Annotated in this window: 32 protein-coding genes and 1 riboswitch; of the genes, 1 reads left to right on the forward strand and 31 read right to left on the reverse strand. The window is 40.4% G+C overall.

Going from position 1 to position 26,791, the window contains the following annotated elements:
• Window positions 1-31: 31 nt before the first annotated feature.
• The 9 genes from BM086_RS06350 to BM086_RS06385 all read right to left on the reverse strand — a co-directional run bounded on the left by BM086_RS06350 (window position 32) and on the right by BM086_RS06385 (window position 8,590).
• Window positions 32-268: a purine biosynthesis protein PurH gene (locus BM086_RS06350; RefSeq protein ID WP_092324958.1), complete on the reverse strand. Its 237-nt coding sequence runs from the start codon at window positions 266-268 to the stop codon at window positions 32-34.
• The gene (locus tag BM086_RS06355) at window positions 265-564 is read right to left on the reverse strand and encodes a hypothetical protein (protein WP_092324960.1); all 300 of its coding nucleotides are present in this window, start codon (window positions 562-564) and stop codon (window positions 265-267) included. Before BM086_RS06355 ends, BM086_RS06350 begins: the two co-directional genes overlap by 4 nt.
• On the reverse strand, window positions 565-729 hold the full coding sequence (locus tag BM086_RS20785; protein ID WP_175560129.1) for a hypothetical protein: 165 nt from the start codon (window positions 727-729) through the stop codon (window positions 565-567).
• 337 nt (window positions 730-1,066) lie between these two features.
• Window positions 1,067-2,035, reverse strand: coding sequence for a carbohydrate kinase family protein (locus BM086_RS06360; protein ID WP_092324962.1), 969 nt, complete (start codon window positions 2,033-2,035; stop codon window positions 1,067-1,069).
• Window positions 2,036-2,038: 3 nt separating this feature from the next.
• Entirely contained in the window at window positions 2,039-3,520 is a 1,482-nt protein-coding gene (locus BM086_RS06365; RefSeq protein ID WP_092324964.1) for a glycoside hydrolase family 32 protein, read from the reverse strand.
• Window positions 3,521-3,528: 8 nt separating this feature from the next.
• Window positions 3,529-4,887, reverse strand: a complete 1,359-nt coding sequence (locus tag BM086_RS06370; RefSeq protein WP_092324966.1) for a glycoside hydrolase family 32 protein — start codon at window positions 4,885-4,887, stop codon at window positions 3,529-3,531.
• Between the two features lie 52 nt (window positions 4,888-4,939).
• Window positions 4,940-6,592 carry an ABC transporter substrate-binding protein gene (locus tag BM086_RS06375; RefSeq protein WP_092324968.1) on the reverse strand — a complete coding sequence of 551 codons (1,653 nt, stop codon included), beginning with the start codon at window positions 6,590-6,592 and terminating at the stop codon, window positions 4,940-4,942.
• A gap of 151 nt (window positions 6,593-6,743) precedes the next feature.
• Window positions 6,744-7,658: a carbohydrate ABC transporter permease gene (locus BM086_RS06380; protein ID WP_092324970.1), complete on the reverse strand. Its 915-nt coding sequence runs from the start codon at window positions 7,656-7,658 to the stop codon at window positions 6,744-6,746.
• A gap of 11 nt (window positions 7,659-7,669) precedes the next feature.
• The gene (locus tag BM086_RS06385) at window positions 7,670-8,590 is read right to left on the reverse strand and encodes an ABC transporter permease (protein ID WP_092324972.1); all 921 of its coding nucleotides are present in this window, start codon (window positions 8,588-8,590) and stop codon (window positions 7,670-7,672) included.
• Window positions 8,591-8,829: 239 nt separating this feature from the next.
• Between BM086_RS06385 and BM086_RS06390 the strand changes: the two genes are divergently transcribed.
• Entirely contained in the window at window positions 8,830-9,882 is a 1,053-nt protein-coding gene (locus BM086_RS06390) for a LacI family DNA-binding transcriptional regulator (protein ID WP_092324974.1), read from the forward strand.
• A 238-nt stretch (window positions 9,883-10,120) separates the two neighbouring features.
• On the opposite strand, the gene BM086_RS06395 is transcribed toward BM086_RS06390, so the two are convergent.
• From BM086_RS06395 to BM086_RS06495, 22 genes are all read right to left on the reverse strand, one after another.
• Entirely contained in the window at window positions 10,121-10,339 is a 219-nt protein-coding gene (locus BM086_RS06395; protein WP_092324976.1) for a hypothetical protein, read from the reverse strand.
• A 114-nt stretch (window positions 10,340-10,453) separates the two neighbouring features.
• The gene (locus BM086_RS06400; protein ID WP_092324978.1) at window positions 10,454-10,906 is read right to left on the reverse strand and encodes a PaaI family thioesterase; all 453 of its coding nucleotides are present in this window, start codon (window positions 10,904-10,906) and stop codon (window positions 10,454-10,456) included.
• Complete coding sequence (locus BM086_RS06405; RefSeq protein WP_092324979.1) at window positions 10,903-11,199, reverse strand: hypothetical protein; 297 nt, start codon at window positions 11,197-11,199, stop codon at window positions 10,903-10,905. The genes BM086_RS06400 and BM086_RS06405 overlap by 4 nt, the downstream gene beginning before the upstream one ends.
• 196 nt (window positions 11,200-11,395) lie before the next feature.
• Window positions 11,396-11,605 (reverse strand): PspC domain-containing protein, encoded by a 210-nt coding sequence (locus BM086_RS06410; RefSeq protein WP_092324981.1) that lies wholly within the window; start codon window positions 11,603-11,605, stop codon window positions 11,396-11,398.
• A 13-nt stretch (window positions 11,606-11,618) separates the two neighbouring features.
• Window positions 11,619-11,816, reverse strand: a complete 198-nt coding sequence (locus BM086_RS06415) for a hypothetical protein (RefSeq protein ID WP_092324985.1) — start codon at window positions 11,814-11,816, stop codon at window positions 11,619-11,621.
• 142 nt (window positions 11,817-11,958) lie between these two features.
• Window positions 11,959-12,213 (reverse strand): GNAT family N-acetyltransferase, encoded by a 255-nt coding sequence (locus BM086_RS06420; protein WP_092324987.1) that lies wholly within the window; start codon window positions 12,211-12,213, stop codon window positions 11,959-11,961.
• Between the two features lie 64 nt (window positions 12,214-12,277).
• Window positions 12,278-12,844 carry a rhomboid family intramembrane serine protease gene (locus BM086_RS06425; protein ID WP_092324989.1) on the reverse strand — a complete coding sequence of 189 codons (567 nt, stop codon included), beginning with the start codon at window positions 12,842-12,844 and terminating at the stop codon, window positions 12,278-12,280.
• 67 nt (window positions 12,845-12,911) lie between these two features.
• The gene (locus BM086_RS06430) at window positions 12,912-13,472 is read right to left on the reverse strand and encodes a hypothetical protein (RefSeq protein ID WP_092324991.1); all 561 of its coding nucleotides are present in this window, start codon (window positions 13,470-13,472) and stop codon (window positions 12,912-12,914) included.
• Between the two features lie 73 nt (window positions 13,473-13,545).
• Window positions 13,546-14,037, reverse strand: a complete 492-nt coding sequence (locus BM086_RS06435; RefSeq protein ID WP_092325183.1) for an NUDIX hydrolase — start codon at window positions 14,035-14,037, stop codon at window positions 13,546-13,548.
• Window positions 14,038-14,073: 36 nt separating this feature from the next.
• Entirely contained in the window at window positions 14,074-14,901 is an 828-nt protein-coding gene (locus tag BM086_RS06440) for an energy-coupling factor transporter transmembrane component T family protein (protein WP_092324993.1), read from the reverse strand.
• A complete protein-coding gene (locus tag BM086_RS06445; RefSeq protein WP_092324995.1) occupies window positions 14,898-16,610 on the reverse strand; it encodes an ABC transporter ATP-binding protein in 1,713 nt (570 codons plus the stop codon). Before BM086_RS06445 ends, BM086_RS06440 begins: the two co-directional genes overlap by 4 nt.
• A 58-nt stretch (window positions 16,611-16,668) precedes the next feature.
• Window positions 16,669-17,223, reverse strand: a complete 555-nt coding sequence (locus BM086_RS06450) for an ECF-type riboflavin transporter substrate-binding protein (RefSeq protein ID WP_092324997.1) — start codon at window positions 17,221-17,223, stop codon at window positions 16,669-16,671.
• Window positions 17,224-17,375: 152 nt separating this feature from the next.
• Window positions 17,376-18,200: a class I SAM-dependent methyltransferase gene (locus tag BM086_RS06455; RefSeq protein ID WP_175560130.1), complete on the reverse strand. Its 825-nt coding sequence runs from the start codon at window positions 18,198-18,200 to the stop codon at window positions 17,376-17,378.
• A gap of 81 nt (window positions 18,201-18,281) precedes the next feature.
• Window positions 18,282-18,935, reverse strand: coding sequence for an HAD family hydrolase (locus tag BM086_RS06460; RefSeq protein ID WP_092325001.1), 654 nt, complete (start codon window positions 18,933-18,935; stop codon window positions 18,282-18,284).
• Window positions 18,936-19,009: 74 nt separating this feature from the next.
• Window positions 19,010-19,135 carry a hypothetical protein gene (locus BM086_RS21560; RefSeq protein ID WP_255367769.1) on the reverse strand — a complete coding sequence of 42 codons (126 nt, stop codon included), beginning with the start codon at window positions 19,133-19,135 and terminating at the stop codon, window positions 19,010-19,012.
• 13 nt (window positions 19,136-19,148) lie between these two features.
• Window positions 19,149-19,727, reverse strand: a complete 579-nt coding sequence (locus tag BM086_RS06465; protein ID WP_092325003.1) for a xanthine phosphoribosyltransferase — start codon at window positions 19,725-19,727, stop codon at window positions 19,149-19,151.
• A gap of 39 nt (window positions 19,728-19,766) precedes the next feature.
• On the reverse strand, window positions 19,767-20,759 hold the full coding sequence (locus BM086_RS06470) for an ABC transporter permease (protein WP_092325005.1): 993 nt from the start codon (window positions 20,757-20,759) through the stop codon (window positions 19,767-19,769).
• Window positions 20,759-21,859, reverse strand: a complete 1,101-nt coding sequence (locus BM086_RS06475) for an ABC transporter permease (RefSeq protein WP_092325007.1) — start codon at window positions 21,857-21,859, stop codon at window positions 20,759-20,761. Before BM086_RS06475 ends, BM086_RS06470 begins: the two co-directional genes overlap by 1 nt.
• Entirely contained in the window at window positions 21,859-23,394 is a 1,536-nt protein-coding gene (locus tag BM086_RS06480) for an ABC transporter ATP-binding protein (protein WP_092325009.1), read from the reverse strand. Before BM086_RS06480 ends, BM086_RS06475 begins: the two co-directional genes overlap by 1 nt.
• A 99-nt stretch (window positions 23,395-23,493) precedes the next feature.
• A complete protein-coding gene (locus tag BM086_RS06485) occupies window positions 23,494-24,738 on the reverse strand; it encodes a BMP family ABC transporter substrate-binding protein (RefSeq protein ID WP_092325011.1) in 1,245 nt (414 codons plus the stop codon).
• A 272-nt stretch (window positions 24,739-25,010) separates the two neighbouring features.
• Window positions 25,011-25,112: riboswitch (purine riboswitch) on the reverse strand.
• Between the two features lie 340 nt (window positions 25,113-25,452).
• Entirely contained in the window at window positions 25,453-25,959 is a 507-nt protein-coding gene (locus tag BM086_RS06490) for a hypothetical protein (RefSeq protein ID WP_092325013.1), read from the reverse strand.
• A gap of 84 nt (window positions 25,960-26,043) precedes the next feature.
• On the reverse strand, window positions 26,044-26,778 hold the full coding sequence (locus tag BM086_RS06495) for a LytR/AlgR family response regulator transcription factor (RefSeq protein WP_092325015.1): 735 nt from the start codon (window positions 26,776-26,778) through the stop codon (window positions 26,044-26,046).
• Window positions 26,779-26,791: the final 13 nt, after the last annotated feature.

The raw sequence follows: 26,791 nt of genomic DNA on the forward strand, positions 1-26,791 counted from the left end.
AATCTCCTCTTTTACCCCCATTTAAAATAACTTAAACCATCTTATATCCGCAATCGGCCTTCTGAGGTCCGTCAACACCTGATTCATAATGTGCCCTGAACTCCATATTGATCTCACGAATCTCCTTGATTCCATCAATATACGGTTGATACATCTCAATCAATCCTAAGCTGCATCCATCGCAGCTACCATTGATATTGCCGATTGATTCAGCAACAATTCGTTCTCTTTCTTCCTTTGTTGTGTCCTTTATCAGAATCGAGCTCATTCTTCATCACCCCCAACTCCGTAATATAAAATCTCATTATATCTGGCGTTTGCTTCCTCTGCTGCCTTCTTATCTTTCCACCTGTCTACGTCACTGCAGATTGCCAGCATTTCATCCACAATAAGTTCAGCGCTTCGCGGCTTGACATTGTAAAGATATGCAAGCATCCGTTCCATAGCTTTCGGGCTTCCCAGCTGCCTTGCAATCTGGTCTCCCAATGCACCCGGAAATCCCAGCTCTTCTACTGCACGGACCACCTCGTCATGCTTTCTGGTCCATTCAATACGATTGTCCATTTATCCCTCCGTTTGTGACACTTTTTTATCCTCCGTCTCTTCGACCAGGACAAATCTGTCATCGGGCTGTTTGCATCTCGGACACTGATCAATGTCTCTAATACTTTTGCCCTCTTTCTCTTCATCAAAAATATACCCACAAGCCATACATCTGTAAACTGCCATAAAGCACCTCCTTATCGTAGGTTTTCTTTTTATAAACATTGTTCTTCTTTACAATTTCTTTTATCCACGATAGTACTATTACATTTTACTATATTCATAGGCCTGCTGCCTATGTGACTAAGATAATTGGCTGTTCCCAAGAATGAATACGGAGCTGTTCCAACACTATCTTTCTTAAATTCTCTTTTCCAATGAAGATAACACATCAATATCAATTATATCCAACTTAGGTAAAATTCTCAGCAAAAAAGGATCATCTGCTGCTCCCCTTAAATACAAAAGGGTCTGTCGCACTAATTTAGTGTGACAGACCCTTTTCGCATATTCTTTGTTCTTATCATTTCTTGTTTGTTAGAAAAGCTGTTATTTCTTCTTTGGTTGGCATTACAGAAAGTGCACCTTTTCTGGTGGTTATAATGGATGCCGCAGCGTTTGCAAACGACAGGCATTCAAATAATCCGTCTTTTGTCAGATTATCAATTCCGTTTCTATGAATGTAATCTATGGCACAGGCACAGAAGGTATCGCCTGCTCCTGTAGTCTCTATAGTAGCAGGATTTCTGTACCCGTCTTTTTTGATCACCATATCTTTGTAAAGAGCTATACTTCCTTCAGGTCCTAATGTGGCAAACACGATTGGAATACCAAAGTCTCTCTTTATTTTCCTTGCTCCTGCCTCTATATCCTTAAAGCCTGTAAAAAGCTCAATCTCATTATCTGAAATTTTCAGGATATCACAGTTTTCAAAGCCATATTTCATAGCATCTGTGGCATCGTCTACGTTCTTCCATAAAGGTTCTCTGTAATTTGGATCAAAAGATATGACTGCTCCGCTCTCTTTAGCTATTGTAACAGCTCTGACAGTTGCCTCTTTTGCAGGTTCGTCTGTCATTGACAGTGTTCCAAGATGAAATACATCTGCATTCCTGATAAGATCAGCATTCTTCTCAACATCCTCTGCTGTCAGCATCATGTCTGCTCCGGGCTTTCTGTAAAAAGAAAAATCTCTGTCTCCATTTGGAAGCTTATTTACAAATGCAAGGGTAGTATTTATCTCCTCGTCAAAGACAAGTCCGGTAGAGTCTATACCCTGCTTTTCAATTCTCTCTTTTAACATTCTTCCGAAAAAGTCGTTTCCAACCTTGCCGATAAAAGCTGTGCTGTTGCCTAAATTCTGAAGCATAGACAGCACATTACAGGGTGCTCCGCCTGGATTAGCCTCAAATAAAGGATTTCCCTGGTTGCTGTCTCCGCTTCCTGTAAAATCAATAAGCAACTCCCCCAGCGCAACTACATCTTTTTTCATAAGTTATTTCCTCTCAAGCTCATACATAGTAACATCCATAAGAAGTTCTCCAACTGCCTTAAAACTGATACCTTCAGCTCTGACATCTGTAAGGATTACCATAGACATTACCTGCTGTCCATTATTGATGAAGAGCTCCATGCTGTATCTGTCAAGAACAAGTCTAAGTGAAATCTCACCCTTATTTCCTGCAACCTTACATCTTCTCTGATGAACAATGGCTCTTCTGCTTCCTGAATGCTTTCTGTCTATCTTAACAATATTATCAACAGGGTCATATTCAATCGTTGAATAAGCCTTGCCATTATCAGCAAAACGAATTTCAAATTTTTTATATGAAAGTTCTGCCTGTGTAGATCTGACTCTTACTGTCATATCTACGCATCTGCCCTCAATACTTGAAAGTGAAGCACTATCAGAAATAAGTACATTCTGTCTGCTGATTCTTTTGCCGTAATAATTCTCTATCTCTCTGGCAGGCCACTGAATAAGTCTGTTATCCTTAATAGTTATTTCCCTTGGAATACTCATCTGGCCAAACCATGGGAAGTCATCGCGCCTGATTCCACATGTATCCCAGTTCTGCATCCAGCCGATCATGACTCTTCGTCCATCAGGAGTCTTGATTGTCTGTGGCGCATAAAAATCAATACCATAGTCAACAGCCTGACAGTTTTCTTCGCAGAACTCTCCATTTTCATCGATATTTCCAATCACACACAAGGTGCCGTTTCCGTTGTGGAACTCAAGCTCTTCAGGGAGCATATCCTGAGGGCTTGTGAGAAGGACCTGCTTGCCATCGTGATTAAAGTAATCAGGACACTCCCACATTACACCGAATCTGTGGTTGTTCTTGATAACAGTCTTATCATAGGACCAGTTGATACCGTCATCACTTACAAACTGTAATATCTGTCCATCGATATCCTCAGTTTTATTGCCAACTACTATGTAATATTTGCCATTTTCACGCCATACCTTAGGGTCTCTGAAGTCATATTTGCCAGCGCCCTCAGGAAGCATAGTGCTGTCAATTACAGGATTATTGGCATACTTCTCATAATCCTTGCCGTCACCAAAAGCAACACACTGGGTCTGAACCTCTCTGATGTTGCCATCTTCATCTTCCATTTTCTGAACTCCTGTGTACACCAGAAGTTGTCTGCCATCTTCCATTTCAATGGCACTACCTGAAAAGCAACCGTTCTTGTCATATTCCATATCAGGAGCTATAGCAGCAGGATAATATTCCCATGTGATCAGATCCTTACTAACCGCATGTCCCCAGTGCATAGGTCCCCATACTGTCTCATATGGATAATACTGGTAAAAGAGATGGTATTCACCCTTATAAAGGCTAAAACCGTTAGGATCATTCATCCATCCACATCTTGGTGTCAGATGAAAAAGCGGCCTCATTTCAGGGGCAATCATCTTTTCCTTTTTCTCTTCATATTCACGTGCTCTGTTTAACTTATCACTCATTTCTATCCTCACTTACCGTAAATCATTACATTTTCTGCCAAAGCATCTATAAGCTCAATTTCCCAATCCGCTCCCACAGCTGCATATATTCTGTTTGACAGAGCTTTTATTCCATCTGCATAAATAACTACAATATCTTTTTCAACCACAACATCTATATGATATTTGGTTCCGCTTTCCAGCCTGATCGGCTGATTGTTAGGAAAAGCATTAAAAGATATATTATCATCCTGATTGTCGATGCTAAGCTTGTATTCTTCTCCGCTCTCAGGATTACTAAACACCAGGTCCATTCTGCCGGCTTCTTCCATATCAAGGTCAAAAGAGAGGTGACAAGTTTCCGGCACCTTCCCTAGATCCAGCGCATTATTTACAGAAGTGGCATTTAACAGTTCTTTTTTGAAATATTCATTATATTGATCAGGCATGCATACCCCAAGTCTGCCGTCTGATAATTGTCTAAGTTCATATACCAGGACACTTCCTGCCCATGTATACTTCAGGCTGTCTTTTTCTCTTTTTTTGCGGTCCAGAAAGCCTATAAGATACCTTTTACCCTTGTATTCACAAGTTTTGGCTGCATAGAAGCCATCCCCATCGAAAGTATCAATCTCCTCTTTTTCCCATGGTCCAAAGAAATTATCCGAAACTCTGTAATAGACCACGTTGTTCCAACTAAATACCAGATAATACTTATTTCCCATTTGGAAAACATCCGGGCATTCCATAAAATACAGATCCCGACTGGTATAGAAATCTCCCTTAAAAGTCCAGTTCTCTAAATCCTGTGACTCGTAATATACTATAGCGCTCTCGTTTTCTTTTCTTGCTCCCACAAGCATCAGATAGCCATCATCGGTTCTGTAAACCTGCGGATCACGAAAATCGTTTGTACTATACCCTTTTGGTGCATGAATAATATTGTCATAGTCTTTGGTAAAGCTTTTGTTATCTTTACTTGTAGCATGTAACACACATTCTTTATCTAGTCCATAAGTGTCGTAGTAATCATTATGACCTGTGTAGAAACAGTGATAGTTTCCCTGTTCATCCCTGATAAAAGAACCGGTTCCTACTGCAAGATCCTGTATTTCTGAATCCTCTGCAAAAGGAAGAACTTCTCCTTTATCCTCAAAGCTTAAAAAATCCTTGGTATAAAAACGGTGAATGGGATGATAGCCCACACCGTTATGATCTGTTTCATATAGATAATTCAGATATACTCCATTTTCTTCTGAAAGAGCCATTACATCTCCAACATAGCTGTCCTCAGCCCTTGGAAAAAGAGTATCTGCATTTTGGCTATCAGCACATCCTGTGAGCATACATGCAAGAAGTGCTGCAATTATGGCAACTTTTCTTTTCATTTTTTAAAAAAGGGAGGAGAAAATCTCCTCCCTGCCTTTCCGGTTATATGAATTACTTATAGAACTCATCAAGATATTTCTGGTAGATAGAGAGATACTCATCAAGACCATATGCATTAACCTGCTTGAGGTACTCATCCCACTCAGCATCTGTAAGACCGTTCATAACGAAGTTACTTCTGCTGGAGTTGATATAGCTGATAAGATCTGTCTGGATAGTTGTAAGAGCCTCTGTATCATCAGCTGTCATAAATACGTTAGGATATACATACTTGCAGTTCATATCGTCTGTGTAGTACTCCTTGATCCAGTCAAGACGGTACTGAGCGTCATCAGGGCATGTAACATATACGCCGTAGTACTCATCAAGGATTGCAAGAGGACCACCAACACACTCAGCCTCACGAACTTCTACAGGAGAAGCATCGCCAAGAGGTGCATGCTTGAGCATCTTGTCGCCGTTTGCATTTGTTGAAAGCTCGAAGATATCAAACTCATCATCCTCGCCATATGTTCCCCAGTTGTTCTGTGGTGACTGGAATGGATCATACATCTTATCAAGCCAAGCACATACGAATGCAGGGTTCTCACACTTAGAAGTTACAACGCATCTGCCACGATCAAAACCTGATGTGAAAGAGCTGTTCATAGGAGTTACATTCTTAACATCAGCCTTAAGAGCTGCAAGTGGAACGAAATCTTCAAGGTTATCAATGTTAGCAACGTCCCATGTAAAGCAAACACCATATCTATGTGACTTACCCTTAGCTACATAAGTTGACCAGTCCTGTGTGAAGCACTCAGGATCGATAAGTCCCTCTTCATAGAGCTGATGAAGCCACTGCATACCTGACTTGAAACCTTCCTGTGTTGCTGTGCAGATAACCTTCTTGTCATCTGTAACTGCAATGTGCTGTCCGATATCATTGTCACCGTAACCTTCGCCAAAGCCGTTAATAAGAAGGCTTGGATCCTGATCGTTCATGATGCATGACATAGGAATGATGTCACCCTCAATACCAAACTCAGCCTGAAGCTCTGAAGCATGCTCCTTGAATGCCTTAAGTACTTCTTCGAATTCATCAACTGTTGTAGGTGTCTGAAGTCCGAGGAAATCAAGCCATTTCTTGTTGATGTAAGTGAAGTTATTACCTACTGTCTGGATAGCGGTCTTGTTAGAACCAAGCTGCTCAATCCATGGAAGTGCCCAGATGTGTCCCTCGGAGTCCTCACACATTGTGCGGTACTCAGGATACTTATCAAATACTGCCTTAAGGTTAGGCATGTTGTTGTCAATGTACTCTTCTACAGGAAGGATAACTCCCTGATCAGCATATCTGATGAGGTCTGAGTTACTAAAGCTTGCATTAAATACAAAATCTGTAAGTGTGTTCTTGTTAGCCATGTTGAGCTTGATCTTGTCGCCCCACTGATCATTTGATATAGCTGTCCAGTCAACATGTACGTTTGTCTCTTCCTCAAGTCTCTTGAAGATTGTTCTGTTGTTAGGTTCTGACTCAGTTCCTGACGGATAGCTGATCGTACCTGTGATAGTAACCTTGTTTTCCATCGGAAAGCTGATATCATCCGCTGAAACTGATGCTGCCCCACTGTCTGAAGCACCTTTTCCGCAACCTGTCAGAACACTGGCTGACATTGCAAGAACAAGTGCTGCTGAAAATAACTTTGTTGTCTTCTTTTTCATTTTCCCTCTCCTTATAAAAATTCTTTATTATCTCCTGTTGCCAGGGGAAGTTCTGATTGTTTTAAACTGCTTTAAACAAGGAACCTTCCACTCTCGCTGCGCTCGATGGAAGACGTTCAGAGTAAGCTCGATAATACCTCGCTAACTCTTCTCAGCCCTTAACTGAACCAACCATGATTCCTGAATCAAAATACTTCTGGAAGAATGGATACATTACTATAAGCGGTAAGCTTGAAATAATGATGGTTGCATATTTAAGAAGTTCTGCAAGCTGTGCTCTCTGAGCTGTACTCTGCATATCTGCTATCATTCCCGGATCTGGTTCATTCTGGATAAGGATAGCCCTAAGCACCAGCTGAAGAGGCTGCTTATCTGCTGAATTCAGATAGATCATTGCATCAAAGTAGCTGTTCCACATTCCTACAAACTGCCACAATATCAGCACTGCTATAAGTGGTGTGCAAACAGGAAGAAGTATTCTGAAAAAGAACACCAATTCATTAGCTCCGTCCACATCAGCAGCTTCTCTAAGTTCGCTTGGAATACCTTTGTAGTAAGTTCTTGCGATGATCATGTTCCATACGCTAAATGATCCCGGAAGAATTACAGCCCACATGGTATCAAGAAGTCCAATGTTACTGATAAGAAGGTATGTAGGAATCAGTCCTCCGCCAAAGAACATTGTGATAATAAAGATTGCGTTAAAAAACTTTTTGCCTTTAAAATCATCTCTTGACATTGGATACGCACACAAAAGTGTTATAAATACAGAAATAACCGCAAATAATACGGAATATATAATTGCATTTCTAAATCCAATCCATATCTGAGAATTGGTCATAACTCTCTCATAAGCTGTAAGAGTCCATTTGCTGAAATCAAATACTATTCCCTTGTTCTGAAGTGTTATAGGATCCATGAAGGAAGCTACAATAATATAAACTACAGGGCCTATGATAGCCATTACAAAGGCTGCAAGGAGAATATAACCAACCAAAAGAAATGTTTTATCTCCAATGGAAGCTCTGGCAAATTCGCTTTTTTTAATATTTACTGTCTGTTGCATTTCGCTCCCCCTTATAGTCCCTGACCGTCGTTAAGCTTCTCAACAACCTTATTAACCACTATGAGAAGAATTACATTTACGATCGTATTAAATAATCCAACCGCTGTTGAATAACTGTAATCACCATTTAAAAGACCTTTTTTATAAACATAAGTAGCTATGATCTCAGATGAAGCAAGGTTCATATCTGACTGAAGTGCATAGGCCTTTTCAAAGCCGATACTCATAATGTTTCCTGCCTGAAGAATGAATTGGATAACTACCATATCCTTGATAGCCGGCCACTCTACTGCCTTGATCTGTTGCCAGATATTGGCTCCATCAATCTGTGCTGCCTCTTTGAGTTCCTTGCTGGCATTTGAAAGAGCTGCTGTGTACATGATCGATGCCCAGCCGGCGCCCTGCCAGATACCACTTATGATGTAGATTGGTCTGAATGCTGCAGGGATTGTCAAAAAGTTGATGTTCGTTCCCAAAAGCATATTGAATGGTCCTGTAACCGATAAAAGAATCCTGACCATACCACAGAGGACTATGACAGATATGAAGTTAGGCATATACAGAACAAGCTGTATCTTCTGTTTGATCTTGCTACTAGCAATCCTGTTAAGTAGAAGCGCCAGTATTATCGGCATTGGAAATCCCCATAACAGACCAAAAATACTCAGTTTAAGTGTATTTGCAAGATATTGCATAAAATCGGGGGATGATAAGAACTGTTCGAAATACTTAAGTCCTACCCATTCACTCCCCAATATTCCTTTAAATGGGTTGTATTTCTGAAAAGCAATCAGAATGCCTCCCATCGGAATGTACCTGAACACTATTGTCAGTAACAGTGCCGGTCCCAGGAAGAACACATATAGTTGCCAATGCTGTTTAACATATACCAGAGTGTTATGCATCGAATTATCTTTTACCTTTGTGTTCATGTAACCCCTCCCAAGTTTTACATTTGCATAATTCTCATTTGCATATGTAAAATATAGCACCTATATTTACAGCTGTCAACATAATTATTTTACATTTGCACAATAGATATTTACATTTGACACTTTGATTTTTACATTTTATAATGATATAGGTGTCAAAAAGTCATAAATACCTACTATCTGGGGCACCCCCATCTTTTGACACATTCATCTTTTATTTAGAAAGTGGAGACTACACTATGCCAGCAAAAGTCACCTTACAGGATATAGCAGATGCTCTTGGAGTATCCAGAAATACCGTATCCAAGGCTATAAATAACACCGGAGTTTTAGCTGAAGCTACCAGACAGAAGGTTTTAGAGAAGGCTATCGAAATGGGATACAAGCAATTTTCTTATGCCAATTCCATTTCAGACATTACAAATCCTTTCAGTTCCCAACCCAAGGCTTCAGGAGAGATTGCTCTCTTTTCAGGCAATTTCCTTAATAATTCTCACTTTGCTTCTACCATGCTTGATAAATTTCAATATGAAATTTCTCTGCTTGGCTATAGCCTGACAATGCACCGGGTTGATCATCAGAATATAGAGTCAAGAACTCTTCCTCTCTCATACAGACCGGATAACACCAAGGCTATTGTATGCATCGAAATGTTTGATCACTCATATTGTGAAATGTTGTGCAGCCTGGGATTACCTGTTCTCATGATAGATGCTCCCGTTGCAAGCTACTGGAGACCATTAAACGCAGATGTTCTGCTCATGGATAATTTTTCCAATATATATACAGTCGTTAATGACATGAGCAAAAAGGGAATTACCAAGATAGGATTTGTAGGCCAGGTCACACATTGCCGTTCTTTCTACGAGCGATTCATAGCCTTTAGGGAGGCAATGTATATCAATAATCTGAACTTTGACGAAAAATATTGTCTTACAGAGGTTCATCCTCACGGATTAGAATATAGAGAATACTTATTCGAAGCTCTTACGAAGATTCAAGAAATGCCCGAACTCTTTATTTGTGCCAACGATTTTGTAGCTCTCGATCTGATATACGGCCTCAAGAGAATGGGAATAGAATGTCCACGTGATATCAAGATATTCGGTTTTGATGATTCCCCCGAGTCCAAGATCATGTCTCCTTCTCTCTCAACCAGCCATATACACAGCCAGATAATCGGCTACTCAGCTGCCAACCTTGTAATCTCCAGGATTGAACAACCTGATCTCAATTACAGGATCACCTATACAGAGACTGATCTTATTTACAGAGAATCAACACTGATGTAATAAGCTTATACAAGAAAGAATTTCCTAATATAAAAAGGGGCTGTCGCACTATTTAATCATCTAAAGCGACAGCCCCTTAATTTCTCTGTTTATGAAATAACGACATTGTATGAATGTCTCAATTTGTTCTTTAACCACATATCTGTTTCTGGAACTTGCCTCTTATGAAATAAAAAATGCATGAAAACAAACTGTCCCCATGCATTTTCATTATATCATTATTTCATTGTCCAAATTATTACTTCTTAAATAACCCACCTGCTATGTTCTTGATGTCATTAAGGTCAAGCTTGCCATCTGCCACTGCAGACTGAACTAACTTAATATCATCCTCGCTAACATCAATGTTAGCTTTCTTAAGCAGCTCTTTTGCCTGAGTAGGGTCTGCCTTCGCAATCTGAGCCATGAGTTCTTTGTTACTACTAATCTGTTTGAGTATAGCTGTGATGTCTCCCATTTTATACCTCCTCCAACAACATTAACAATTGTAACAAATCTATTATACTACTTGAGTCTCAATATCTTAAAGAACCTTCCACGAAAATTCGTGAACATCTTGTTTGCGATTTCCTCAGAATTTCAGATTATCTCCAAGAACCGGAACTTTACTGGCAAAGAAAGAGAACTCGCCACTATCTAAAAGATTCCCTGCATCATCAGTTACTCTGATATCGAATACAAGAATGTGTTTTCCGGTCTTAAGTTTCATGCATTCGCAATAAATGTATTCTGTATTTACTGCCGGCAAAAGAAAATTCAAGTTTGCAGAAACTGTAGTAACATAGTATCCGCTCATGCTTCCGGTTGCTCCGGCCATGGCATCAACAAAAGATAAAAGTGCTCCACCATGAATGCTTCCATAGGTATTATGAAGTCTGGTATCACACTTGATTCTGGATTTACTATATGTGGGGCTAAGCTCTAGCACCTCAAATCCAATAAACTTGTTATATTCATTTGCATATAATTCAGAGATTATCTTTTCCCTGATCGCGTTTTCTTTTTCTGTACGTGCTTTTCTCATTTTCTCCCACCATTCATTCCCATTGTTTTAAGCATCTCCATCGCTTTCATATACGATTCTCTCATCGTCCTGGGATTATTTGTTGCAAGTCCGGCATCCTTAGCTTTTAAAAGGATATCCTCCTCATCACTTATAAAAAGAATATCTGATGAACATGTCTTTATATAGTCAGCAGCTTCATCTGCTTCTATTCGCAGAACATTCGCATTATGACGTTCCTTCAGCATATTCACTTGTTTTTCAAATACTTCATCAGCACAATCCTTAAGGCAAATAACTATCTCTGAATACATTTATACAAGCCTCCCAAATGCATCCGCGTTAACTTTTTCACTTTCTCAACATATCCATTATACCCCAACAATCCAATTCACCCAAAAGATTATTAAGACGACAAAAACCCCTATCAGCATTTTTCTTTTTTGCCGATAGGGGTAAAAATTACGTATTCAAGATTTCCCGCAGCTTTGGTCATCTTTTTTCAAGGTATCAAACATTGTCATATCTGCTGACATAATCAGGACGATTATCCATAAGAAGTGCTGCTATCAAATAAAGCACTGCTCCACTGCCACCTGAAAGAAACATCACTGCCCATATAACTCTTATTATGGTTGGATCAATTCCCAGATACTCTCCAAGTCCGCCGCACACACCAAATATCTTTCTTTCGTTACTTCTGTATAATTTTTTCTCCATATCACAAGCCTCCTTAAAGCTCCTTACCATTAACATCAATTACTTCAATCCGCTCATCATCTCTTTTACCTATTGCAAGCTTGCTCTTGTTTGCTGCCAGATAAAGCACAATCGCCAGGATGTCATCAACAGGTCCCGGAACGAAATCCATCGGCGATACCACATAAACTATGAGCAGTGCAAATAAAAAACCTTTCCAAAATCTGTTCATCGACATTCTCCCTTCCTGATGCGTTTTTGCTTTGTTCTGATTCCATTGTATATCCCAAGCTCATTTGAATACATAACAGTTTCTGCACATTTTTACTCTTTATTCTCCTCTTTTAGCAAAAAAGAGGACAGCCATATCTTTCCTACACATTCCCCCTGGCTTTAAGCACAAAGCCCTGTAGTTCCAGCTCTTTTCCTGAATCAGTGGTCATCTTCTCTATGCCCTGATCAATAATCTCGTAATCATTTTCAAATTTGCGAAGAAGCTTCATGCTGCCGATGTTGCGTACATCAGCCTCGTAAAAGAACTCCGTTTTTCCGTAACTGTCACGAGCAAGATCTAATGCAGCCTTTAAAGCCGAAAAAGCATAGCCTTTATTCCATTCTGAAAGGTTCAATCTTTATTTTCCCCACTTATTTTCCTCCGTTACTTAATTCAAATTTTTTCAACAATCCTCAAAATCAGTGTTTCTTATTCAGCTTATATCCAACAATGGCACCGATAACGCCTCCAAGAATATGCGACAGATTCGATATGTCATCCTGCAAAAACAGCCCATCATAAACCTGCTTACCAATGAAAATGATAGCCACAAGAATAAATGTCAGCGGAATCTCGCCATTTTTAAAGCTTGTAAAAGAAGTCAGCAAGATAAACGCGAACACAACACCACTCGCACCGCAAAGTGCCACATTCCAAAACAGCAGGTAGTTCACAAGTCCGGTAACCACCGCTGTGATAAGAATAACCTGCAGTATTCTCTTTGAGCCATATTTTTCTTCAAGCATGGGACCAAGCAAAAGAATGTATGCCGCATTGCCAATGTAGTGCTCCCATCCGCCATGTCCAAGAACATGTGTAAAGAATCTTATATACGTAAACGGATCCATAAGTGAAGAATGATACGTCATAAAGAGAAACTGATTACTGACACCTGCTGTCAAATAGCCAAGCACCAGAACAGCAAAGCTGATAAAAATAAATCCCAAAACCACAGGGGAATTGAAGGTTATCTTTAGTTTTTTCATCTTCTTTTAATCTCCTGAATACCTTCTAAGCAGACTCTGGTCATTCAATATATCTGCTTAGGAGATATCAAAACATTTCATTAACCTTATCAACAATCTCAGGCAGCCTCCTGCAGTCAATAATTGGATCATCAGTCTCTAATGAATGATTTGCATCAGCTACCTTGAACAATTCAAGCTGAAACTCTTTGCATTTACTCTCCACCAGTTCTGTGCCGCACCATGGATCAGCTGTGCCATGGAACACTATTCCACAATTATCCCTTAGATGATTAAAGGTTTCCGGAACAGGTGTAAATACAATATGTCTGGCATTTATCCCATTCTCCTTGTCAAAATATGCAGCCACAGCAGTTCCAATGCTCTTCCCTATAAAAACTACATCATTATAATCTTCATAGTTAACCTTGGAAAGCTGTTTCCTTGTCTCAATGACAGCATGTTGAAATGCCTCCATCTTGGCTTCTTTATCATTCATGATATCTTTAGCCCTGATCTGAAAATCATAGCTTATCTCAATAACTTCATATCCGTGTGCTCTTGCAAGCTTCTTAGCATAATATAAAAGCGGTTTATCACTGTGATAACCCATTCCTGGAAATACCACAGCCAGTTTGTCAGACTTCATCTTAATTATCTATCTCCATTCTCTAAAAATGCCGTCTTCGTTTCCACAGCCCTCACAATTTATAAAAGATTTTTTAATTGTGTTTCCTCTCATCCGTGACGAAATGCTTAACCTCATTTATCGGATGTAATAATTCTGTTCTAAAGAACTCCGGGTAAAACTTAATCGGATCATCCGGTGCAATCCACTTGAGAAACTCTTCATGCTCATCCTCCGTAAAACTGCTGCACTCCGGTTCAAAGTCCTCCGGAACCTTCATATAAAAGAAGAAAGATATCTCATATATAAGCTTTCCGAGATTAGACTCCGCATCGCCATAAAAATAGTTCTCATGAATGAAACCGAGCCTGTCTACTTCCATTTGTATGCCAGTCTCTTCGTATACTTCTCGGATTACTGCTTCCTCGGCAGTTTCCCCAAACTTGACCCTGCCGCCTACAGAATACAGATACTCCGGTCTTATATGATTCCCAACCATAAGAAATTTCCCATTCTTTAGTATAATTGCACCTACTCTGATATTAATAAGGCCGTTGTCACACGGCACAGTCATGTCTTTTTTCATATCCACCTAATCTCCTCCATTTTATTTTGTATAATCCTATTTAAATGGGTTAAAAAACCTGCTGCCGTTTATATGTGTCAAAACAAGTGAAGCAACAAGCAGTAGTGCGCACACTATCATTGAAACATAATCAAGAACCTTAAACTTTTGCGCCATGTACCAGGTTCTCTTTTTATTCTTGCCAAAACATCTTAGCTCCATGGCATTAGAGATAATCTCAATCCTGCTCATGCTGCTAAGGATAAGTGGCACCAGAATCGCTGACGCAGACTTAAGGCGGCTGATAAGTGAAGCCTTCTTGCTAAGTTCAACTCCCCTTGCCTGAGATGCCTGACTGATTTCATGATACTGCTTTTGAATATCAGGAATATAGCGAAGCGCCAGCGCAACAGAATATGAAACTGAATAGCTTACCCCGATTTTGTTGAGGGATGCTGCAAATTCGCTTGGATTGGTGGTGCACACAAATAAAAGTACAAAAGGAATTGTGGCGAAATACTTAAGGATATAATTGAGCTGGAAAAAGAACTGCTCTGCTGTAGGCGCAAAGTGTCCTGACAGTCCGAAAAGATAGGTGCAGGTTCCATAAATCTCTGTCCCATGATGCGGCGAAAACACATAAACCAGCACAGTGTTAAGCACCAGGAAAACCAACGTAAACCACAACATAAAGGACACATCCTTAAGCCTTATCCTGCCTACAGGAAAAAGAGCTATTCCAAGAACCGCAAGAACCACAAGAAGCCTTGTGTCATAGGTTGTCATAGCTGCAAAACTCCACAAAAACAGGCACACCAGCTTAGTTGCCCCTGTAAGTTCATGTATAGGCGATTTTCTTTCTATATAGTTAAAGAGATTATTCATTTTCTGACATTTTCCCTCTCGTAATCAATAAAGCTCTGAACAAAACCTGCTGCATCCTCAATTCCGCATTTTCCGGCAAGATGGTACAGGCTTGTTTCTTTAAGGCTTGCCCTATCGACAATTTCTGTGTCTGTCAGTACCTCCGCACATGTCTTGTCAGCAATTATCCTTCCATCGTTAAAGACAATGCTCCTGTCTGCATACTCCAGCATAAGGTGCATGTCGTGGGTTATCATAACGATAGTAATTCCCCTGTCATTAAGCTCCTTTAAAAACTCCATGATTCTGGTGTAATTGCGGTAGTCCTGGCCGGCTGTAGGCTCATCAAGAATCATCATCTCAGGCTCAAGCACCAATATAGAACAGATTGTCACTCTCTTCTTCTGACCATAGGAAAGAGCAGAAATCGGCCAGTTACGCATCTTGTAAAGGCCACAGATTTCAAGAGCCTTTTCAACACGCTCTTTCACCTCATCCTCAGGAACTCCACGTAGTCTTAGTCCAAAGGCCACTTCATCAAATATCATTACCTTGGATATCATCTGATTAGGGTTCTGCATAACATAGCCCACATGCTCAGCACGCTCTTTTATAGAGTAATCAGAAAAATCTTTTCCGGCAAAAGAAATCTCTCCTGCGCTCTCTTTTTCCATTCCGCAGACAACCTTTGAAAAGGTAGATTTGCCTGCACCATTGGTTCCAACAATAGCTACCATCTCACCCTTACCAATATCCACGGAAATATCTTTAAGAGTCTGTTTTTCAGTCTTTTCATAGGTAAAAGAAAGATTCTTAACCGATAAAAGATTTCCCTCCGGCAAAGCTCTTTTACCCTTTTGATTCTTAATAAAGAAACTGCGAATTTTTTCCTCATCCTGCCTTGAGAGCACAAGGTCGTGAAGTGAAGCCGGATGCATTTCGGGCCTTATCTCAACTCCTGCATACTTAAGAGCCGTCAGATACAAAGGCTCTCTTACACCACACTCAGCAAGTTTCGCAGAAGCAAGAAGTTCATCAGGAGTAGTGTCAGAAACAATCCTTCCCCCATTCATGAGAACAATCCTGTCAACCGGACGGTGCAGAACATCCTCCAAACGATGCTCAATTATGATCACCGCAGCACCGGTCCTTTTCTGAAGCTCGTCAATAAGCTCAATAGCAGATTTTCCTGTCTTGGGATCAAGATTGGCAAGTGGTTCATCAAAAAGAAAAAGAGAGACATCGCTTGCCATTACGCCGCCGACAGAAACTCTCTGTTTCTGACCTCCGGAAAGTTCAGACGGCGCATGCCTAAGCACCTGATCCAGGTTCAGAATCTTCGCTACCTCCTGCACCTTATTCTTCATCTGCCCCTGCTCAACACAGTCGTTTTCCAGGGCAAAAGCAAGATCTTCCGCCACAGTCATCCCGACAAACTGTGCATCACTGTCCTGCAGAACAGTTCCCACAATATGAGATATATCAAACATGGACATATCACGAGACTCTTTGCCCTTTATCAAAAGAGATCCTGTGATTTCTCCTTTATAAGAAAAAGGGATGAGACCATTTATAAGACTCGCCATGGTGGATTTACCACACCCGGAAGGGCCTGCAATTAAAATCTTCTCTCCCTTTTTAACTGTCAGATTATTATTATAGAGCGTAGGTTTTGCCTGCGCTCTATACTGAAATCCTAAATCTTTAAATTCAACAATTACATCATTCATAAAAAATCTTTTCAGATACCCACCTCTTTAGGACATCCATTCTCACTCTCAAATAGAATCAGTTTTCCTCAGAAAGACTTCCCTTTTTAGGAATAGCCTTAGAATATGCAAGGCATACAAGTGTACCAACGATAGCTGTTGTAATGATGTTAATGATTGCTCCTGTAATACCCTGAAGGAATACCTTGTTAGCAGGCTCCTGATACATAAGAATATCAAGAACAGGTGCTACAACTACCCAGGCTAATAAATGAGCAACGATCTGGCCGATGTTAAAAAGGATGATACCCTTTACATCAAACTCACCCTCGTCAATCTTAAGTTTAAGAGTAACAAATCCCATGATGCAGCCAAATACTGCTGATGCAATAACCCAGCTCCACCAGACACCCCAGCCATAACTAAAGTCGATGAAAAAGTGGCCAATAAGACCTGCAAGAGCACCTGCGATTGGTCCAAAAACAGCTGCAATAAATGCAAGAAGTCCATACTGGATGGAAATATTGGTATTAGGTACAGGGCTTGGAATAGCTACAAATCTGCCAAGCACAAAGAACAGTGCCGCACCAATACCGATAGCAACAATAGTTTTTACTGAAAGAATTTTTTTCATACAGCTCCCTCCTAGCTTCACGCACTTTCTTTATACAAATTTTATACACAACTATTATACAGCCAATCTCCCCCACTTGTACAACAAAGAATTCCGTCCAATGGCGTAAATACTTGATTTTTCAGACGTAGCATATGAAATTGAGATACAAGTTATTTGATTGAATATGAGCTAGACAGTACACTAGTCCCTTTTGCGATAAACAATCCATATTCTTTTGGCAGATCAATGGCTCCATCTACTGCATGATCTTTAAGTATATCAGAAAGCTTATGAACCGGAATATCCAATATTGCCTTAAAAGACGCAAGGCTGCACAGATATTCAACAAGATCTTCAATATCCGTCACATGAAGCGCGTCCTCATAGAACCTTGCTTCTACATCTGTAAAAGCAGATTTCAGGATGCCCTCGCCATTTTGCATTGTAAAGTTATGATTTGGATTAAAGCTTTCACCTCCAAGTTTAAACCACTCCGCTAATCTGTCGGTAAAATTATTCTCTCCAAGGGTTGAAGTGTAAAATACTCCATCATCCTTAAGCACTCTGCGCACTTCGCTTATTCCTTTGTGGATATCCGGTACGTGATACAACATGGAATTTGCTATAACCACGTCAAAAGAGTTATCTTCAAATGGCAGGTTCTGTATATCTGCCACCATGTACTCCATATTATCTCTTTCTCCCAGATTACCTTTTGCCGTAGCAAGCATTCCTTCTGATAAATCTGTCAAAACAAACTTACCAAATTTAGAAACCAATTCATCACGCTGCATCCACAAACTGCCAGTACCACACCCAAGCTCTAACACTTTCATACCTTCATGTATTTCATAATTTGATACAATCCAGTTGCCATACCCCAACTTATTTGTAGAATACTTATCATGAAAAGATAATCTTGTATTCAATCCTTTCGATGTAGCATACTGCGCTTTTACTGCTTCTGAATCATTTGAACTTCCGATATTCATCATGTCTTCCTCCATATGTTGTTCTTTTACTCAAATGATAGAGCCTGCCCCAAGGGCAAAGTCAACCGCATTTTCTATACCGTGTCACTCATCGAAATACTTAATTACTTCTTCAAGATTTCCCTTTATAGTCTCTGCAATCTCCTTCATTTCATCGTTCGCAGGTAAAAGATCCGGTACCATTATGGGGCGAAGCCCTCCTGCACCTGCAGAGCGGATTCCGTTGTAGGAGTCCTCGATAGCATAGGCATTTTCAGGATCCACGCCAATCTTTTCGCAAGCAAGAAGAAAGATTTCCGGGTGCGGCTTACTATGGGTGACCATGTCTCCTGTGATGATCTCATCGAAATAATCGATAATCCCTGCATCTCTAAGTTCATTAACCACCGTTTGTTTTCTGGTTGATGAAGCCAAAGCTATCTTTTTACCCTTAGATTTCAAATAGTCCAGCAGCGCACATACTCCACTCTTCATTGGCAGTTTTCCACCGTCATATTTTTCATGAAACATTACGGAAGCTTCCTTAGCAAAAGTATCATAGGGAAAATCCTCGCCATAGGCTTCAAGCACTATTTCCCTGGTTCTCTGATTGTTTGTTCCGGTGCAGGCCAGAAATATTTCTTCAAGATTTTCTATATTATACTTGTCAGCCATCTCCATCCAGCAATCCATGGTTGCTCTCTCAGAATCAAAGATAACTCCGTCCATATCAAAAACCACTGCATCAAATTTTTTCATACACACTCCCTTCATAGCTTAGGCAAACAATTTTACATTATTCCTTCAAAATATGCCAGTTTCAGCGTGCATAATCACTTATATTCGTTGGCAACTTCCTCTATTGCCTTCATTGCCTTAATTATCGGATGACCATCCGGCAAGGAACCTCCATATTTGCTTTCTTCCTTCTCAACAAGTTTTCGTTTTTCGTTTGCCATGTCTTTTTCATGCTCATGATCTGAAGGAAATTTCACCTGTTACATGATTCATTCCATCAACTATTGCAAGAGATTCAAGTCTATAACCTAAGTTTCTGATTATCTGTCCTCCCGGCTGAAAGCCCTTCTCTATAGCTATACCAATGCCTGACACAGTAGCGTTGGCACTATTTATTATAGATATCAGTCCTTGCAATGCACATCCGTTTGCCAGGAAATCATCAATGATAAGAACCTTGTCATTCTCATTTAAGAACTTTTTTGATACTATCACATGGTTCTTATTTTTGTGGGTAAAAGACTCTACTTCTGCAGTATACATTTCACCATCAAGATTGACACTCTGGGATTTTTTGGCAAATACCACAGGAACATTAAAATGTCTTGCTGCCACACAGGCTATGCCTATACCTGATGCTTCAATAGTCAGAATCTTATTTATCTGAACACCTTCAAATCTTTTTGCCCATTCTTCGCCCATCTTATCAAAGAGCTCAACGTCCAATTGATGATTTAAGAAACTGTCCACTTTTAGTATGTTGCCTTCCTTAACAACACCATCTTTTATAATTCTCTCTTCAAGAAAATTCATCTCTCTACCTTCTTTGCTTCTATTCACTGATAAAAAATTTTATCTCTCTTCGCGGAAATAATTGGTTCCAAGGCTCTTTGGCGGCTGATCTTCCTTTTTGTTTCTCATACTGGTAAAAACAAGAACCACAAGAGTTACAATATAAGGAATCATCTTATACAGCTCTTTGTACTCAGTGTGTGTTCCGGAAGGAAGATACAAGTACAAAATGTAGAGTCCTCCAAAAAGTATTGAAGATAAAACACCCACATCAGGCTTCCATATAGTAAAGATAACGAGCGCAATAGCAAGCCATCCTCTATCGCCAAAGGCATCATTTGACCATACACCACATGCATAATCCATTACATAATATAAACCGCCAAGTCCTGCTATCATGCATCCAAGGCATGTTGAAACATACTTGTATTTTTTTACATTTATTCCGGCCGCATCCGCCGCAGCTGGGTCTTCTCCAACAGCACGAAGATGAAGCCCTACTCTTGTCTTTTTAAGCACATATGCGCATATTAAAGCAATGATAATCGCAACATATGCCAGAAATCCGTATGAAAAGAACACTTTGCCAACCCAACCTGTATTCGCTGCAAAAGGCAGGGTCCTGCTAAAATATTGAGAGGTGGCTGACAGCGAAATTGACGGAACATCAGCACCTGCAAGCTTTATCAGAGAGCCTCCGAAGAAATTACCAAAACCGATACCAAACGTAGTCATGGCAAGGCCTGTAACATTCTGATTTGCCCTTAAGCTAACTGTCAAAAAGCAGTATAACAGCCCCATTAAAAGAGACCCTATCAGCGCACAGATAAGAGGTATAAAGATTGCAAGGAAACCATTTAGTTCCCCTGGCGCAGCAGCCTGTTCATAGAAAAATGATCCTATAACACCGCTTATTGCACCCACATACATAACACCGGGGATTCCAAGGTTCAGATTTCCTGATTTTTCTGTGATTGTCTCACCTGTACTTCCAAGCAACAAAGGAACGCCCTGCTGTACAGCTCTTGGTATAAATGCAACCAGACTAAACATTATGCGTTCTCCTTTCCCAAATCTTTACGAACAATGATTTTATATCTGATAAAAAACTCACATCCAATTATAAAGAACAGAATGATTCCGGTCAGAATATCAGCAAAACTCTGATTAAGCTCAAATGCAGTGGATATTTCGCTGGCACCTCTGTCCATAAAGATGATCAGAAGGCTGGTGAAGATCATAGCAACCGGATTAAACTTAGCAAGCCATGAGACCATAACACCTGTAAAGCCCTGACCATCAGAAATAGTTGTAGTTATTGTGTGGTTAATACCTCCCACCAGAAGAAGACCTGCCAAACCGCAAATTGCACCGGACAATAACATAGTTCTGATTATGACCTTCTCAACGCTGATTCCTACATATCTGGCTGTATTCTGACTTTCACCAACTACTTCTATCTCATATCCGTGCTTGGTAAATTTCAGATAAATAAACATTCCAATAGTTACAACGACAGCAGTAATAATACTTAAAAGATATTTATTGCCAATGTTGGGAAGCCAGCCTATGTTTGAATTCTGGTTAATAATACCAATCTTTCCTGATCCCTTAGGAACTTCCCATACTATAGTAAAATACGCCACAAGCTGCGTTGCAATATAGTTCATCATCAGTGTTGAAAGCGTTTCATTAGTATTCCACAAGGCTTTAAAGAGCGCCGGAATTACTCCCCAAACAGCACCTGCCAGTATAGAACTAGCAATCATAAGAATGATTATGACTGCCCCCGGAAGCTTGTCTGCTAGTGTGATCATACATGCTGCCGCTGCAAGTCCGCCCATAAGAACCTGTCCTTCACCACCGACATTCCAAAACTGCATTTTAAATGCAGGTGTAAGCGCCAGGGAAATAATAAGAAGAATGGCAACATACTGCAGTGTTATCCAGGTTTTTCTCTGAGTGCCAAATGCCCCTTTGAAAATTGTTGCAAATATGGATATTGGATTGTCACCTGTGCAGACCATAGTAATCAGTGCGCATAATGCCAACGCAGCCAAAATTGCTATTATTCTTATAGTCCACGCTTCTCTGCTGCAGATATCTGATCTTTTTACAATGTGAAAACGAGGCTCTTTTATTTTCTGTTCCATTACAAAGCCTCTCCTTTCTGTGTCATCATTGACCCTAAAGTATATTTATCGGTATTCCTGCCATCTACAATTCCAGTAACCTTACCACCGCAAAGGACAAGAATCCTGTCGCAAAGCTCAACAAGAACATCCAGATCTTCACCAACAAAGAGCACAGCTGCTCCCCTTTCCTTTTGTTGGTTGATAAGATCGTATATCTGGTAAGAAGAACTAATATCAAGACCTCTTACCGCGTATGCAGTCAGTAAGACCTTAGGTCTTGAGGATATTTCTCTTCCAACAAGAATCTTTTGAACATTTCCACCGGAAAGCAGACGAACAGGCGTGTCGATGCTTGGAGTTACCACCTGCAATTTTGACACAACCTTCTCCGCAAGTTTTCTAGGCTCTTTTTTCTCTGTAAAAAATCTTGATTTGCCACTTCTATAAGACCTGAGCATCATATTATCTGCAAGATTCATATTTCCGACAAGTCCCATTCCAAGCCTGTCTTCAGGAACAAATGACAGTTTTACGCCAAGATCAGAGATTTCCCTTGGAGATTTACCAAGAAGTTCCTCCTCTCTTCCGTCCTGGTGGATATACGTAATCTTTCCATTTTTAATAGTCTCAAGTCCCGCAATCGCCCTGAGCAATTCTTTCTGACCACAGCCGGATATTCCGGCGATACCAAGTATCTCTCCAGTATTGGCAGTAAAAGATACATCATCAAGCTTAACTATTCCCTCATCATCAACAACAGTGAGATTCTCCACTACAATACGAGGCTTGGGATCCACAGGCTCAGGTCTTTCAATATTAAGAGAAACAGGATGTCCCACCATCATATCCGTCATTTCCTGAGCATTGGTCTTGCTTGTCTTCATGTCATTGATAAATTCACCATGGCGCAGAACCGCTACTCTGTCGGATATGCTCTGTACCTCGTTTAGCTTGTGAGTAATAATAACTATGGATTTTCCATCTTTTTTCATATTGCGCATGACATTAAAAAGCTTCTCGGTCTCCTGAGGAGTCAGTACTGCTGTTGGTTCATCCAAAATTAAAATATCAGCTCCCCTGTATAGTACCTTAACAATCTCAACTGTCTGCTTTTCCGAAACGGACATATCATATATTTTCTTGTTTGTGTTGATCTCGAATCCGTATTTGTCGCAGATTTCCCTGATCCTTTTTTCGGCCTCTTTTATATTAAGTTTGCCTTCAAGTCCAAGAATTATATTCTCTGTCGCATTAAACACATCAATGAGCTTAAAATGCTGATGAACCATTCCTATTCCCAGATCAAACGCATCCCTGGGAGAACGGATAACAGCCTCTTTGCCGTTTATGATTATCTGACCGGCATCAGGATAATAGATTCCCGCAAGCATATTCATAAGGGTTGTTTTTCCGCTTCCATTCTCACCAAGAAGAGATAATATCTCGCCCTTATGAACATCGAGATTGACATTGCTATTTGCTGTTACATCACCAAAAGACTTTGTAATGCCACGAAGCGATATGGCTACTTCTTTATTTTCCACAATTATCACCTTTCAAAATTATCAAATAGGATAAAAATGGGAAATCTTTGTTTTAGCATATATATGCCTATGCTCACAAAGATTTCCCAAAAACACATGATGTAATTATCAATATGCTGTATCAAGAAGTGAAATTCCATCAATCTGTAAGTCAAAGTAAGGAGCTGAGCGGAATTCAGAACCGGATTCTGCAAAATAACCATCTGTGATAACTTCTGTGTCAGCAGTATACTCAGGATCTGTATCAACATCTGCCATGTAGGATGTAAGTGTCTCACCGTTCACAGTAAATGTAGTTGTATCAAATACATGAAGTGTTCCTGCATTCATAGCTTTTTCAGCCTCTGCTATTGCCTCAGCTGTACCCTCTGCTGCTGCACCACCAAGATCTGTAAGAACAACAGAACCTGTCTCAAGTGTTCCAACCCAGTCAGTAGATATTTCTGTTCCCTTTGTTACAGCGTCGATGATATATGCAAAATATGGTGCCCAGTCAATTCTTGAAGAAACAATAAATGTGTTAGGGCAAGCAGATGCTGTGCTTCCGTTGTAGGATATATCAGGTACACCGGCCTTCTCACAAGCTGTAGGAGCACCCATTGAATCGGCATGCTGTGAAAGAAGAACGCATCCATCTTCAATAAGCTTGTTAGCACCTTCTTTTTCGGCTGTCTCATCGTACCAGGAACCTGTAAATGTAACTTCCATTGTAGCTGACGGGCATACAGATCGGGCACCAAGGAAGAATGATGTATAACCGGAAATAACTTCTGCATATGTGTAAGCACCAACATAACCAATCTTAGTCTGGTCTTCTGTGATTTCTCCATTTGCGATCATCTCATTGAGCTTCATTCCTGCTGCAATACCTGCAAGGTAACGTCCCTCATAAATTGTAGCAAAAGCATTGTGGTAATTGGCAAGGCCCTCTGTGTGTGCCTTTGTACCTGTTGCATGGCAGAACTGAACTTCAGGATATTCCTTAGCTGCCTCGATCATGTAATCCTCATGACCAAATGAATCAGCAAATACGATATCGCAGCCTGCATCTGCAAGTTCACAGGCAGCCTCATAGCACTCCTGTCCCTCAGGTATATTTGTTTTGAGCATGTATTCAACACCTGCAGCCTCACAAGCCTGTGTAGCACCGTTGATAAAGTTCAGATCGTATGTTGAATTCTCATCGTGTAAAAATATAAAACCAACCTTTACATCTGATGAAGCTGTCTGTGCAGCCTCTGTGCCGGTAGCCTCAGATGCTGTTTCTTTTTCAGTTGTGTTTGAGCAGGCAGCTAGTGCCATTACCATTGTGGCAGCAAGAACTGCTGACAGTACTTTTTTAATTTTAATCATTTCTTCCTCCCTTTTTTAACCAAACACAGGTCATTTGTAATGATGGATTTTCTATGCTTTTTTGAAACATAAGAAAGAATGTCGCTCGCGACATTCTCGCGCCGAGCGCGGTTGCATTCATGCAACATATTCCTATCGTGCGAGTGCGCATCCATAGCGGAGCGTTTTTTATGGAATAGGTATGTCCTATTCCATAAGAAAAAGGCGTAGAACCCAAGTTTCTACGCCTATCTGATTTGATAACTTTAACAATTAGTACAAAAAAACTCTTGTATCTGCATCAAACACTCGATAGTCCGGTAATTTACGGTAACCGGGTAGAAACATCAAATCCATATCATTTGACCTATATCGATAAAATACCCGCTTATATTAGCAAAGAAAAATCAAGATTACAAGCTTTTTTTCATCTTTTCTTTGTTTTTGTCCCCTCATACACGCCCCTGAACGCATTCACATCCTCTTGGGTCACATTTTCTTTATCATCGCCATCTTTGCATAGAAAGCAATTCCATAAACCACCTGTTTCTCATAGCCTTCCGGGATTACCGGTTTGCAATATACCGCATTCATCATACGCATTATAGTCTGCAGGGAATTTTTATTGAATTTCCTCTGTAATAAAAAAGCCCCATCAAACTCTCGCTTGATGAGGCCTTACAGATACCCTTAAAGCCTAGATTTTACCTAATCATTTCATTGTTCTGCCAAGCTTTATCGCTTTGACATAATGCCAATTGAGTGGTCGACCGGAACTCGAATTTCGTCTGTCGCAAGACTTCCATCGGCATAAACACTGTGATCTGACCTATAAATAACTATCAGCCTTATAGATAGAAGTATTAAAGCAATTCCAAATATTGCATAAGTTCTGATCCATGTTGCGACGCCAATGCGTGGCTGCGCAAGATTTATGTCGTCTGTATAATACAGCACTATGGAATCACCATCATGCTCAGCTCCCATTCCTGTTATATTGTAGGAATGATAGTGGTTATTATCATCCATAAAAGTTGCAGTCTCAACGCCTTTTCCAGAAGAGTATTTTGCAACTACAGTATTAGCACCTTTAATACTTTTGTACTCGGAATACTGCATTCTAACAGTATAAGCTAAGATAAGAAAACAAATTACCCACAGCACCCACCAGATTGATGCTGCATATCGCCTTTCAAATCGCTCTGCTTCCTTTCCTGTATGAACCTCCCGATATCTCCCCATTTTGTAATCCTCCTTTCTCTGACTCTGAAAAATAGAATACTTCAAACTTCCTAACATCAACTAACATCCGATTGTTCCAGAGCCTCAAAAGGCAAAATTCTGTTTCATTTCATTATATTTATCAGCTGTCATAAGGGCTGTTTCTTCTGTATCTTTCAGGGTTACAGTATAAGTCCACCTACCATATATTTCAAGCTTCTTAACAGCCTCCGTTTTGATGATATAGGATTTATGACACCTCATGAATCTGGCTGGGTCCAACTTCTCCTGAATGGAGGATAGGGATGCGGTTGTCAGAAAAACCTCGTCTTTTGTTACTATTCTGGTCATCCCGTCTGTTCGCTCAACCATAATTATGTCACCAGTGTCTACAAGATTTATCTCTTCCTTTCCACGAATGACCAGCTTTTCATGGGATGAATCAGGCTTATTGTGAGCTACAGACTCACTCGCCCCAGCGGTCATGTCTTTGATTCGCTGCAACGTTTTTCCTATACGCTCCAGATCAAAAGGCTTTACCAAATAGTCAAAAGCATAGATTTCAAAGGCGTTTGCCATGTACTCACTGTGGGCTGTTGCAAAGACAATTTTCACCTTTGGGTCAACCTCAGTAATGGCCTTGGCGCAGTCAAGGCCGCTCTCGCCGGCCAGATCTATATCCATGAAAACCACATCTGGACGATAGTTTATAAAATCACTGATGGCCGCCGCAAAATTGCCACAGGAGGATACCACCTGACATCCCTCGCTTTTTTCTATCATCTTGCCGAGGATCTTGCGAATCTGCTCTTCATCCTCCACCACCATTACCTTTAGCATAAATGAAACTCCT

Source organism: Butyrivibrio sp. YAB3001 (genome assembly GCF_900112195.1).
Lineage (GTDB): Bacteria > Bacillota > Clostridia > Lachnospirales > Lachnospiraceae > Butyrivibrio.

What these genes read in the sequence shown, in the direction of transcription:
- BM086_RS06360 (WP_092324962.1), bottom strand. Translation starts at nt 2,035, where the DNA reads ATGAAAAAAGATGTAGTTGCGCTGGGGGAGTTGCTTATTGATTTTACA.
- BM086_RS06365 (WP_092324964.1), bottom strand. Translation starts at nt 3,520, where the DNA reads ATGAGTGATAAGTTAAACAGAGCACGTGAATATGAAGAGAAAAAGGAA.
- BM086_RS06380 (WP_092324970.1), bottom strand. Translation starts at nt 7,658, where the DNA reads ATGCAACAGACAGTAAATATTAAAAAAAGCGAATTTGCCAGAGCTTCC.
- BM086_RS06395 (WP_092324976.1), bottom strand. Translation starts at nt 10,339, where the DNA reads ATGGGAGACATCACAGCTATACTCAAACAGATTAGTAGTAACAAAGAA.
- BM086_RS20785 (WP_175560129.1), bottom strand. Translation starts at nt 729, where the DNA reads ATGGCAGTTTACAGATGTATGGCTTGTGGGTATATTTTTGATGAAGAG.
- BM086_RS06435 (WP_092325183.1), bottom strand. Translation starts at nt 14,037, where the DNA reads ATGAAAAAAGACATGACTGTGCCGTGTGACAACGGCCTTATTAATATC.
- BM086_RS06450 (WP_092324997.1), bottom strand. Translation starts at nt 17,223, where the DNA reads ATGAAAAAAATTCTTTCAGTAAAAACTATTGTTGCTATCGGTATTGGT.
- BM086_RS06430 (WP_092324991.1), bottom strand. Translation starts at nt 13,472, where the DNA reads ATGAAGTCTGACAAACTGGCTGTGGTATTTCCAGGAATGGGTTATCAC.
- BM086_RS06375 (WP_092324968.1), bottom strand. Translation starts at nt 6,592, where the DNA reads ATGAAAAAGAAGACAACAAAGTTATTTTCAGCAGCACTTGTTCTTGCA.
- BM086_RS06355 (WP_092324960.1), bottom strand. Translation starts at nt 564, where the DNA reads ATGGACAATCGTATTGAATGGACCAGAAAGCATGACGAGGTGGTCCGT.
- BM086_RS06465 (WP_092325003.1), bottom strand. Translation starts at nt 19,727, where the DNA reads ATGAATTTTCTTGAAGAGAGAATTATAAAAGATGGTGTTGTTAAGGAA.
- BM086_RS06485 (WP_092325011.1), bottom strand. Translation starts at nt 24,738, where the DNA reads ATGATTAAAATTAAAAAAGTACTGTCAGCAGTTCTTGCTGCCACAATG.
- BM086_RS06460 (WP_092325001.1), bottom strand. Translation starts at nt 18,935, where the DNA reads ATGAAAAAATTTGATGCAGTGGTTTTTGATATGGACGGAGTTATCTTT.
- BM086_RS06440 (WP_092324993.1), bottom strand. Translation starts at nt 14,901, where the DNA reads ATGAATAATCTCTTTAACTATATAGAAAGAAAATCGCCTATACATGAA.
- BM086_RS06390 (WP_092324974.1), top strand. Translation starts at nt 8,830, where the DNA reads ATGCCAGCAAAAGTCACCTTACAGGATATAGCAGATGCTCTTGGAGTA.
- BM086_RS06405 (WP_092324979.1), bottom strand. Translation starts at nt 11,199, where the DNA reads ATGTATTCAGAGATAGTTATTTGCCTTAAGGATTGTGCTGATGAAGTA.
- BM086_RS06425 (WP_092324989.1), bottom strand. Translation starts at nt 12,844, where the DNA reads ATGAAAAAACTAAAGATAACCTTCAATTCCCCTGTGGTTTTGGGATTT.
- BM086_RS06495 (WP_092325015.1), bottom strand. Translation starts at nt 26,778, where the DNA reads ATGCTAAAGGTAATGGTGGTGGAGGATGAAGAGCAGATTCGCAAGATC.
- BM086_RS06445 (WP_092324995.1), bottom strand. Translation starts at nt 16,610, where the DNA reads ATGAATGATGTAATTGTTGAATTTAAAGATTTAGGATTTCAGTATAGA.
- BM086_RS06410 (WP_092324981.1), bottom strand. Translation starts at nt 11,605, where the DNA reads ATGGAGAAAAAATTATACAGAAGTAACGAAAGAAAGATATTTGGTGTG.
- BM086_RS06385 (WP_092324972.1), bottom strand. Translation starts at nt 8,590, where the DNA reads ATGAACACAAAGGTAAAAGATAATTCGATGCATAACACTCTGGTATAT.
- BM086_RS06370 (WP_092324966.1), bottom strand. Translation starts at nt 4,887, where the DNA reads ATGAAAAGAAAAGTTGCCATAATTGCAGCACTTCTTGCATGTATGCTC.
- BM086_RS06455 (WP_175560130.1), bottom strand. Translation starts at nt 18,200, where the DNA reads ATGATGAATATCGGAAGTTCAAATGATTCAGAAGCAGTAAAAGCGCAG.
- BM086_RS21560 (WP_255367769.1), bottom strand. Translation starts at nt 19,135, where the DNA reads ATGGCAAACGAAAAACGAAAACTTGTTGAGAAGGAAGAAAGCAAATAT.
- BM086_RS06400 (WP_092324978.1), bottom strand. Translation starts at nt 10,906, where the DNA reads ATGAGAAAAGCACGTACAGAAAAAGAAAACGCGATCAGGGAAAAGATA.
- BM086_RS06415 (WP_092324985.1), bottom strand. Translation starts at nt 11,816, where the DNA reads ATGAACAGATTTTGGAAAGGTTTTTTATTTGCACTGCTCATAGTTTAT.
- BM086_RS06490 (WP_092325013.1), bottom strand. Translation starts at nt 25,959, where the DNA reads ATGGGGAGATATCGGGAGGTTCATACAGGAAAGGAAGCAGAGCGATTT.
- BM086_RS06470 (WP_092325005.1), bottom strand. Translation starts at nt 20,759, where the DNA reads ATGTTTAGTCTGGTTGCATTTATACCAAGAGCTGTACAGCAGGGCGTT.
- BM086_RS06475 (WP_092325007.1), bottom strand. Translation starts at nt 21,859, where the DNA reads ATGGAACAGAAAATAAAAGAGCCTCGTTTTCACATTGTAAAAAGATCA.
- BM086_RS06350 (WP_092324958.1), bottom strand. Translation starts at nt 268, where the DNA reads ATGAGCTCGATTCTGATAAAGGACACAACAAAGGAAGAAAGAGAACGA.